The organism is bacterium, assembly GCA_040754625.1.
Taxonomy (GTDB): Bacteria; JACRDZ01; JAQUKH01; order JAQUKH01; family JAQUKH01; genus JAQUKH01.
The window spans coordinates 41,151-51,839 of record JBFMCF010000122.1 but is presented as its reverse complement, the minus strand read 5'-3'; the positions used below and the strand labels follow the sequence as shown (position 1 = coordinate 51,839).

10 protein-coding genes are annotated in these 10,689 nt (G+C 34.3%); 1 reads left to right on the top strand and 9 read right to left on the bottom strand.

Annotation, left to right across the window (positions count from 1 at the left end):
* From AB1498_11785 to cmr1, 7 genes are all read right to left on the bottom strand, one after another.
* Nucleotides 1-705: hypothetical protein (locus AB1498_11785; GenBank protein MEW6088972.1), on the bottom strand; the 705-nt coding region annotated here is incomplete at its 3' end.
* Nucleotides 706-710: 5 nt separating this feature from the next.
* On the bottom strand, nucleotides 711-1,514 hold the full coding sequence (gene cmr6, locus AB1498_11780; GenBank protein ID MEW6088971.1) for a type III-B CRISPR module RAMP protein Cmr6: 804 nt from the start codon (nucleotides 1,512-1,514) through the stop codon (nucleotides 711-713).
* Entirely contained in the window at nucleotides 1,492-1,935 is a 444-nt protein-coding gene (gene cmr5 / locus AB1498_11775; GenBank protein MEW6088970.1) for a type III-B CRISPR module-associated protein Cmr5, read from the bottom strand. The genes cmr6 and cmr5 overlap by 23 nt, the downstream gene beginning before the upstream one ends.
* 9 nt (nucleotides 1,936-1,944) lie before the next feature.
* Nucleotides 1,945-2,928: a type III-B CRISPR module RAMP protein Cmr4 gene (cmr4, locus tag AB1498_11770; GenBank protein MEW6088969.1), complete on the bottom strand. Its 984-nt coding sequence runs from the start codon at nucleotides 2,926-2,928 to the stop codon at nucleotides 1,945-1,947.
* Nucleotides 2,929-2,949: 21 nt separating this feature from the next.
* Nucleotides 2,950-4,089 carry a type III-B CRISPR module-associated protein Cmr3 gene (gene cmr3, locus AB1498_11765; protein MEW6088968.1) on the bottom strand — a complete coding sequence of 380 codons (1,140 nt, stop codon included), beginning with the start codon at nucleotides 4,087-4,089 and terminating at the stop codon, nucleotides 2,950-2,952.
* Between the two features lie 2 nt (nucleotides 4,090-4,091).
* Nucleotides 4,092-5,990: a type III-B CRISPR-associated protein Cas10/Cmr2 gene (gene cas10, locus AB1498_11760; protein MEW6088967.1), complete on the bottom strand. Its 1,899-nt coding sequence runs from the start codon at nucleotides 5,988-5,990 to the stop codon at nucleotides 4,092-4,094.
* Nucleotides 5,983-7,023 (bottom strand): type III-B CRISPR module RAMP protein Cmr1, encoded by a 1,041-nt coding sequence (cmr1, locus tag AB1498_11755; protein ID MEW6088966.1) that lies wholly within the window; start codon nucleotides 7,021-7,023, stop codon nucleotides 5,983-5,985. The genes cas10 and cmr1 overlap by 8 nt, the downstream gene beginning before the upstream one ends.
* 220 nt (nucleotides 7,024-7,243) lie before the next feature.
* On the opposite strand from cmr1, the gene AB1498_11750 reads away from it, so the two are divergent.
* The gene (locus tag AB1498_11750) at nucleotides 7,244-8,734 is read left to right on the top strand and encodes an SLBB domain-containing protein (GenBank protein MEW6088965.1); all 1,491 of its coding nucleotides are present in this window, start codon (nucleotides 7,244-7,246) and stop codon (nucleotides 8,732-8,734) included.
* A 292-nt stretch (nucleotides 8,735-9,026) separates the two neighbouring features.
* Here the strand turns inward: AB1498_11750 and AB1498_11745 are convergent, their stop codons facing one another.
* Nucleotides 9,027-10,058, bottom strand: a complete 1,032-nt coding sequence (locus AB1498_11745; GenBank protein MEW6088964.1) for an MraY family glycosyltransferase — start codon at nucleotides 10,056-10,058, stop codon at nucleotides 9,027-9,029.
* A 2-nt stretch (nucleotides 10,059-10,060) separates the two neighbouring features.
* Entirely contained in the window at nucleotides 10,061-10,675 is a 615-nt protein-coding gene (locus AB1498_11740) for a PIG-L family deacetylase (protein MEW6088963.1), read from the bottom strand.
* Between the last annotated feature and the right edge of the window lie 14 nt (nucleotides 10,676-10,689).

Genomic DNA, 10,689 nt, shown 5'->3' with positions numbered 1-10,689 from the left:
GCAAGGCTGGGAATAAAGATCCCTAATCGTCCGGTTTTTATACAAAATGTAGTGCAGAATTTGAGGGGGTAAAACCCGCAACCCCTTGAAAAATAAGAAGCTTGATTTTAAAACTGCGGAACTTAGGATAACAGTAGATTTATAACCTCCGGTTAGATTTAAATAATATCTATTGCCCGAATTATCCGGCATTATTTTAATTAGTTTTTCCCAAAAACTTTTAATTGATGTTTGAAACCTACCAATATCTTTAGGGTCAAGATCTTCTATTTTCCATGGTGTCTCTATAACAATGTTATTTAACAGGTTAAAATCAATCAGAACTTTATGTAAAATATTTGCACAATATTGAGCCTCTTCATTATCTGCATATAATAGATACAATTTATCAGTATTATTTAATGGCTTCCCGTTTTTTTCACAAAAATTCTGAATAACTCTCAAAGATGCTAATTCTGCCGGCAGATCTCTTAATCTGCCTAAATCATCCCATGAGCTTTTATCAAAAGTTTCAGCAAGGATTTTACCGCTTTTATCACTGTTTTGTGCTTGAATAATTGCCTCTTCACATTTAAACTGCCTATCTCTCAATCTTTTAGGTTCGGAATTCAAAGTTGATATGGGAATATTATTAAGACTATTCCATTTCCAACAGCTTGATTTATAGAGGCTTGTTCCACATGTTGTTATGATTATTCTTGACATAATATTCATCTCCTTTCAAAATATCCATAGTTTGAGCCTGTTTTTGCTCCTATACCAAAAGTGGTAAGAGCCTGTATTATTAATTCTTTCACTTCATTTAAAAATTCATTCACTTCTAGTTCCTTGCAATTTGACGAAGGTGCAATTGCAAACTCAAATTCAATGTCTTTTTTAACAGACAAAAAGGGTATTGGAATAGGGCTTTGATTATCTTTAGGATGGTCATTACCATTATAATATTCCTGATAATGAGGTGTAAAAATATCCAATTCATATGGATTATCTGATTTTACCGGCCAGGCGTCAAGAAATACTACACTTCCTTCGTTTGCATTTTTATGACCGGGATTATTACCGAATATCTTTAAAATTTCATCTTCCGATAGGTGTTTAAATTCTTTCCCACAAAAATGCCTTGTAACACCCTTTATGGCAGAGGCTGGTATTACAGGAAATCCGTAATACGGATGAATTGCTATCGAATTATCTAAAACAGATTCCCCGCCATGATTAACGATCAGACACGTTTCAGCAACTAAAATAAATTTAATCAAACCGGGCAGCAAATTCTTTCTACCTTTGAATTGTTCATAATCGTCGGTTTTATTTATAATTGGTTTTATTTTTTTGAAATTTGATTTTTTATCGAGTAGTTCAGAACGTTTTTTATTAAAATCAATTGATTCCCATGTGATAAATTTGTCAAGTATCAGGGAAGCATTAACTTTATTTTCCGATACATCCTGTATAATTCTATTTAAAGTTGTTGTATTCTCTTTTATCCACTTACAACCCGGTATTATTGACATTTTGTTCAACCTTTTCTTGAGAATTTCCTGACGTTATTATTACATTGTCTTCTTCTTTTCTGAGCCTGCCTTCAGCAAATCTCTTTAGCCATGAGATAAAATCCCGGGTTTCCATTGTTTTCCGAACCATGTCTTCGTCACTAATATTTAAAAGACATTGGAATTGAAGTTCAACATTTATGCCCGGACATTGTATCCATTTTAAAATATGCTCTGCAAGCTTTTTGTGATGTTCTTTTTTGCTTATATAAAAAGCCAATGCCTGCATAAGACCTGACTTTTGAATTAACACCCCGGACGAAAGCGCAACACTTCTGTACTGTGCTTCATATTTTGGATTTTTTAATTCAATAATTTCAGAAATACATTTAAAAGCATATTCTGCTCTTTTATGTTCTAAATTTCTTTCTTGTTCTGGCATGCTCTCTCCTTAAATTAATTTCAATTTAACAATTCCTTTACCTGTTGTTTCGTCACTGCCAACCTGAATAATATCCGGTATTTTTTGTTCAAATAAAGCTTCCACAAAAACATCTTTACTTTCAAACTTCCAAACGGAATTATCACTCTTTTTAATTTCAATATTTTCGATTTTTTTTAAAACATCAGGTTCATCAACTGGCAGTTTTGGATTCTCATAAGACATTAAACTATAGAGAATAGTTTCTGATGGAAGAAATTCTGTATACCTTAACGAACCCTTTTCCGTTGTCCCTTTTTCGTTAATTTTTATATTGGGCATTATCTCCGTGGCATTTGAAACGAAATATCGAAATGAATCCTCGGTAAGTAAAACAAGTTTCTTTTCAAATTCGTCCTTTAAAAATGTATCAACAGGGGTAAAAATTTTTAGGCCAATTTCCTTAGCAAAATTCTCCAATAATGACGCCAAATCAGGGGAATTTCGTATGGTTTTAGGAAACTCCTCAAGAATTATTTTACTACTAATTTCTAAATAATTTTTTCCCGATGGGCATAATACAACACTATCTAAATTATTAAAAGAACTATTAATCTTGTCGATGAGATTTTTTAGCTTTGGAAATGTAGAATTAAATCCTGACATTTCAACATTACGCCAAAATCTATAAAGCGTCAGTGGTGATGTAGCCCATACAAAAGCGCCCTTTAGAGACCTAATTGGAAAAGCAATAATTTGGGCATCACTTATACAGACAGCTCCTGCATGGGAATCACCTTGACCAGATGGCGGCCCAAATAGCACCCGGACCTCAGGGGAGGCGTCTTCACCAAATTTATCTCTTAATACACCTTTAATAGATGAAGATTGAATAATTGGAAATTGCGTTGTCCTCTCTCTTATTACAGGATTATCAACTATTCCCAAACCTTCTCCTGACCCATTATTTAATGGGGTTATCGCACTGATAAACATTAAACCATATTTTGCCATATTCTTTTCTCCTTTTGATTCTTACCATGCTCCAATAAGAGCTGTTCCAAAACCAGCACAAGGATAAAAATCCGAAAGACTTTCTCTAAAATTATATTTTTCATATAAAGCTTGGAAACTATTGTCATCCCAAGTGTCGGCTTTAAAAAAATAAACACTGCCTGCTGGAACCGTTTTAAATAACGAACGAGGATTCCCTTTCATTCCCTTTCCACTTTTCTGCCAACCGCTAATAAAAACAGGTTTATTGACACATGCTCCAACCATTTTTGTATCTTTAAATTCAACCGGCCAATTTCTATCCCATCCTTCCTTAAATATAGCTGGCGTAATAAAATACAACAGAAATTTTTTCCCTTTTTTTATTTTTTCTAACACTCTGTTGTTATCAGGAATTAATTTTTCATTTTTTTCTTCAGTATAAATTCCTGTTAATTTACCTTCACCACCAACGCGTGTCACCTTTTCTGTAAAATCTGATCCCTCAAGTCCGTCTACTACAAGCATAAACTTAGTTTTATTAATTTTTTTATTAGATAAGCTATCCTTAAATCTAATATGTCTTGCCGAATATAACTGTCCTTCCTCTACAGTTTGGGAAAAATCGTTTAGTTGGTGACCATATCGATTTTCTTTTATAAATAAATCTTCTTCTTTCTTCCCATTATTATATATATCAATCTCATCCATAGATAAATATTGACGAATACCTTCTAAAGAAAGAAAGCCTCCCAATGTTTCAGGTTGGATTCCATATCCGAATCTTGGAATTTCCAGTGACTGCAAATCAGGCTGAGTGATATCCCACTCTAAATTATTTCTATCCCTTGGTTTTAAAACATAAGACTCTGCTCCCGATGCCCATATATTGGCCGGTGTCGATAAATATACTTTTTCATCATATTCAAAAAACGGGCCTTTAATTTTTAAACGGGTATTCTTAAGCTCAGGATCATAGTTGCCAAGTTTAGTATTACCGTTATCTTTAAAATCCTTTAATGATATTCCATTAATATCGAGATAATAGTTTCCAATTACTCCAAACAGAGTTAATGGAGAGGGGATTATTGATTCAGCAATTGTGTCTACTCCAGCATCAAAAGGACGATTATCCCTAAAAAAAACGGTGTCCCGCGGTTCAATGTAAACATATAAAGACATTTTTATATCTCCTTTAAACCTTCACGATTAAGGAATGCACAAATTCTAAGTATGGATTCCAAATTGTCTTTAGTATCGATAATATCTGTTCTCCAGCCATTAAACTTATTAATATATTTTGGGTCTCCCAACGAAGAAATAATTTTCACAAATATTTCAGATTTTTTTTTGTAATCCGGAGCCGTTTTAAAAAAAGACTCTTCTGGAATATGGCGGTCTAAAAGTCTGGTGATTTCTGATTCAAACATTTCAATTGAAAAATAAGGTTGAATATTTTTATGAAATTTATAAAAAGCAGGCAATTCTTTTAATATATCATATATAAAGCTTGAACTAAGTCCATCTTTTTCCTTGCCCATCCATTTTATTAAATTATTCATAAAATCTGTAAATCCAACAGAAAAATCATAAATTGGTAAATACCATTTGCATCCGCCACTTGTAAGTGTTCCCGAAGAAAGCATTAAGGTTATACAGAGAGAATTTCGTCCATAATGCTCTTTTGCACTTTCGAGAGATTGCCTGCATTCTTCCATCGCTCTTCGCAAAGAATCCTGATAATGAACGATTACAAGACTTATACTGCATGTCGTTTCTAATTTTTCACTAAAGGACTTTTGTAATTTAAAAGCAGTGGAGATCGATTTTTCTATAGGGCCAAAAGCGAGAAGATCGTCTCCGCCTGAGTAAACTGGATAGCCACCCCATCTATAAATTATATCCGGTAATATTTTGTTTCCCAATTCACCAATTGCATCACTGCAAGCTATTTGGCCATAAATATCTTTACGCGACATTAAGTCCCCTATTTTGTCTCCATCCATCATCAGTAAGACGTAATATTTTTGAGGAGATATTTTATACTTTTCTTTTGATTCTTTTAAATTTTCTTTTAATGCTTTTAATGTATCTATAATTTTTGTATTGCGCACATGTGGAAATTCTTTTTCCAATTTTTTAAAGTTGAACCTTTCTTCATAAAGCCAGTCCCCGGGTATTTCGCTAATGGAATTTATTTTTTCAATATTCAATATTTCAAAAAGCTTTTTTATGTTGGTTAAAAAATTATTAATTTCCTCATCGATTTTCTTTCCTATAAGAAAATCTTTAAAATTTTTTGAAGCAATATCACTTGAAGATTCAAAAGGAATTTTGTCCTCAACAAACCTTTTTACCAAACATACTGCACATAATTTCTCATTTTCTTTTATTTTAAAAAATATTTTTTTGTCTTTCCTTAATTCCTCCCAAAAATTTTTATTATCTTTGATTGGACCAATAATTTCCCTATGCCCGCATTGCGGACATTTAAAAGCTGAGTTTCCATCCCATTGGTTGAATGTCCTTGTCAATTTCCTTTCTTCCATAAACTGTTGGATATTGTTATGTGTTTCAATGTAATTACCCTTAAGATCGCTAAGTTTTATTGTTTTTGCTACCCAATAGATTTGGAAACAATCATTTATTTGTTTATTCCATAAATCATTTTCATTCCACTTAAATTTCTTATTATTTTTTTCAGCAATATAATCATAGATATTTTTTGATAAATCACTCCAATATTTATATACTGGTTTTTGAATTTCATTGTTTTTAAATTTACTAATAATTACATCATCAACTATCGCAAGAAAATGATTTGGAACTTTTGAAAATTGAGATGTGGACGCAGAATTTTCAATCCTGGGATAAATAAATACATCTTTATTAAAATGTTCAAGGATTGGCCTCATGGTTTGATATGCAATTTGAGATAAGAGGTAACTTCCTGTCCATAAATCTTTTGTTTTCCTTGCTTCTTTAATAAATTCTTGGACAGGACCGATTGAAACATTTAAAAGATAAAGATTTTTATCATTACCAAATTTTTTTGATAACTTTTCAAAAATATCTTTACTCATTTGGACTCCCAGTAAGCCAGCTACTATTATCAAACTTTGCTTTCTTAAGATAAAGTTGTACACAACCCGTTGGACTGTTGCAATTCGGTAATACACCGTTTTGGTTACACCAAGTAATAATAGGAATAAAACCACTATTAACCTTGTATAATCTTGTTAAAACAGGTGAAGCCATACGTTTCGAAGGTTTATTATTATGTAAATCTACCCAGCCCAGCTCATCACAATTGTGATTTCCGTGAATAGCTTCAATTGCCTCTTTCAAATCACTAAACACCTCATTACCAACCCCTATCTGTTTTATACTCTTTAAAATGAAATAATTAGCATTTGCAGGTTCATCATTTTTTGATATATCTCCCGTAATTTTATGTCCACTATTATTAGGAATCCATTGTTCAAAAATTTGCCAAACTTTTTTTAGTCCGTCAGTTAGATGTCCTTTTATTTCTTCTGACGTTTGGAATTCTGATTTTGTATGTAATTCGAGATTTTCAGTTTTGAAAGGATTGGCAATCTTATCAATCAATTCAATTGCAGGTGATCCAAAACCTCTTCTGGCTCTTTGCCCAACACCCCCAAGATTAGCCCAAAGCCAGATTGCAGAAAGAAGAATTTCTTTTGGGAATTCTTCTTTTCTTGGAATGATTGTTATTTTATATTCAATCCCTTCTTTATAACCTTCAGATTTTGCTTCTTCTCCTCTTTTACGGCCTTCTGTATATTTAAATCCCACATAAGCTTCGATTTTTTCTCGTTGACCGAGTTCTTGTAAATAAATTCTAAATTTTGCCCCAACTTTATCATCTGCAGACCCAAATATTTTGCTTTCAAGTTCTAACAATTTTTTTGGTTCAATATTATCTATTAGCCCACCTATTAATGCTCTGAACCAGAATCTCCAGCATCCTCTTAATGCTTTGCCGGTTAATCCAATAGTATCTGCTCTTGAATTCTCTCCATGAATAAGGAGCGGTGTAATGAATTTAATTTTAAATTCAATCACTTTCAAAGCATCCGTTAATTTTTCCATATTTATTACGCTTTCCGGAGACTTCCTGATGGGATAACATTGTTGATAAAATTCACTTTTTATCTCCAAGTTATTAATTGATTTAACTATTGATGAATTACAATTATAGTGCAAATAATATCATACTCTTAAGCCATATACAATAATTATATCTTGACATACATTTCTTAGTTATCTATAATAAAAACCAAAACTAACAGTTAAGTGCCGAATTCATAATATGAAAAAAAACCTTTCTATATTTTCAGTTATTGTCTTATTAATTTTCTTAATTACACCTGCGAAAGCGTATAACATAAACATCGGCGATGTCCTGGAGATATATGTCTGGCAGGAGCCTGAATTAAGCAAGCTTGTGACGGTCGATGCCAACGGGAATATATCGTTCCCCTTAATCGGGAGTATCGAGGCAAGGGGCCTCGACATAAAGTCATTAACTGAATTATTCAACCAAAAATTATCCAAACATATTAAAAACCCGGAAGTAACAATAACCATTAAAGAAATGATGGCCGAGAAATTTTATATTTCAGGAGAAATCGCGCGTCCCGGTGAATATACCCTTGACGAAAATACCACTCTCCTGAAGGCAATAAGCAAAGCCGGCGGGCACAAGGAAGAAACTGCGGACTTAACCTCCATCTTTATAATAAAGAAAGACACAAGAATAGGGGTAAATTTAAAAAAATTCCTTTTGGACGGCGATAGCGGACAAAACATCGGAATAAGCGCCGATGATATAATTTATATCCCTAAAATCTCAAAGGTCACTATAGAAAAAAATGTTGAAAAAATATATATCCTTGGAGAAGTAAAAACCCCCGGGGAATATATTCTGGACAGGGAAACCTCGCTTATAAAAGCTATCGCGAAAGCAGGAGGATATAAAGATGAAACTGCCGATTTAAGCGCCATTTTTATTATCAGGAAAGACGACGCGACTCAAAAAGAAATAAGAAAAGAGATTAACCTGAAACAATTTATTTTAAGCGGCGATACAGCCGGAGACGCCGAAATAAAAAATGAAGATATCATTTATCTTCCAAAGGTGTTTAAAAAGGTTTATGTCCTGGGGGAAGTTAAAATCCCGGGAGTCTATAATCTGGAAGATGACGCGGGTATTATTGAAGCAATCACTTATGCCGGGGGGTATAAGGGTGAATCCGCCGACATGAAAAGAATTATGGTTGTCCGAAGGGACGCGATAGAAAAAGCGACATCGACTGTCGACCTTGGAAAATTCATCGAAATGGGCGACCCTTACCAGAATATGCCCATTAAAAAGGGAGATATTGTCTATGTGCCGAAGTCGTCCAATAAAGTTTATATCCTCGGAGAAATAAACAGCCCGGGTGTTTATTCCCTGGATGACGGACTTAGCGCCATAGAGATTATTTCACGCGCGGGCGGTTTTAAAACTTCCGCTTCATTAAAAAGCGTTATGCTTATCAGGAAAAACAACGAAGGCAGCGAACCTTCAATAAAAAAATTAGATTTGGCCAAGGCGGTTGATAAAGGCCTGATGGAAGATGATATCGCCCTGATTACCGGAGATGTGGTTTATGTGCCAAAAAAATTTATTGCTAAAGTCGGAGATTTTGTAAAATTCTTCTTTACAGATATTAATCCTGTCTTAGACACCTATCTTAAAGTCTATGAGGCCGCCCATGTTAAAGAACGGTATGATTATTATAAAAGGGCTAATCCTTAACCTCATGTGTAACTTTTTTTGTAAAGATTTTGCCTGTTTTTTTGCTTTAGTCAACATTTTTGATAAATCTAAGGCTCATTTTGGACGATTTCTCCAATGAGAACATTATCCTATGTGGATAATAGTTCGAATTGGACCCCGCACCATACGGTGCGGGGTTAATTCAGACTATCCCGAAACATATCGGGATGTCTTCATTAATTTCGCCAAGATTTATTAACAAAAATGTTTTAATTCCGCAAAAAAACAGGCAAAATCTTTACAATGTCTTAAAATTAAGCAGCACACAGCATTAATCTTTAACTTTTATGCTTTGTCTTTTTCCTAAAACTGTCAGGATAGCAATAAGCGTGAAAATAATAACACCCTGTAAAATCGACAGGAACCCAATCAGCGGTTTTTCATTGCTGACCATCAACGCGCCTATACCCAAAGAAATATTTATGCAATAAATAAAAACCACCACTCCCCTCGGCCCCATGCCCAGATGCATAAGCCTGTGATGAAAATGGTCTGTACTGGCATACTCAAACCATTCAATAACCGTTTTAATTTTTCTTTCCTTGATTCTCATAATTGTAGTAAAAACCATATCAAAAATAGGAATCCCCAGGATTAAAACCGGGGTGACCAGGCTTATTACATTATATTCAGCCCAGTCGCCCATTATCGCAAGGCAGGCAATTGAAAAACCTAAAAATGTACTTCCCCCGTCTCCCAAAAATATTTTATCTCTTTTAAAATTATGCGGTAAAAATCCCAGACACCCGGCCATTATTATAATACTTATAAAACTTACAAGAATTTGGCCGGTATGATAAGAAATAACAAGAAAAAAACCCGCGCATATTGCCGTTATGCCGGCGGCCAGACCGTCCACACCATCAAGGTAATTCAGGGCATTTGTAATACCTATTATCCAGATGTAGGTTAAAATTATCTCCCCCAGCCTGCCATATGAATCATTTGGCAAAAAACTGATACTTACACCAAAAATCATTACAATAAATGAAGCAATCAATTGCGCCGCAAGCCTGATCTCGGCAGATAAATCCCGGATATCATCAATTATACCAACAGTAAAAATAATAGTCGAACTGATAACCAGGCCTAAAACTTTGGTTAAGCCAACAGGTCCGAATATCAATCCTGAAATTACACTTACATATATCGCCAATCCCCCTAAAAGAGGTGTAGGAAATTCATGTATTTTTCTTTCCCCCGGGATGTCCAGGATATTAAACTTAAAAGCCAGTGTTCTGCAAATATATGTCAATAAAAATGTTAACAGGGAAAAAAATATAAAAATAAATAACAAATTCATGATCAGATTTCTTTCATCATCCGGAGAGGGATAAAACCTTCCGCGTATTTTACCCTCCCCTGATAGCCGCGGAAAACAGCGCATGCCTGAATACTGTCAAGTATTGTCAGATTTTCCACGTTAGTTTTATGAACCTGCGATGCATGGATTTTTAAAAGTTTTAGTTTGTTATCAAAAACATCTTCTATATTTACAAATATACTCGGCTCAAAATTTTTGCTCGTTGGGACCTCGTAACACAACACTTCCTTAATATACCGCGTTGCCGAAATACCTGCTTTAGCCAGCGCGCGGTGGTCCTGGTGAATATCCTCAGAATAATTGAATAAAACTATTTGAGGTTTGACTTTATTTATCACTTTTTCGATATTGGAAATCAAAGGTTTATTTAACGGAAGTTCTGTGTCTTTGAAATCTCCCCAAAAGATTTTTTTTACTTTCATAAATTTCCCAGCTTCTTCCTGCTCTTTGGTCCTGGTTTCCGGATTGCCACCAATCTCTCCCCTGGTCAGGACCAGAAGATATACACCTGCCCCCTTTTCTATATATTTCATTAAAGTCCCGCCGCAGCCGAATTCAATATCATCCGGGTGCGCACCGATAGCCAGTATATTCATCTTTCTGCCTCCTT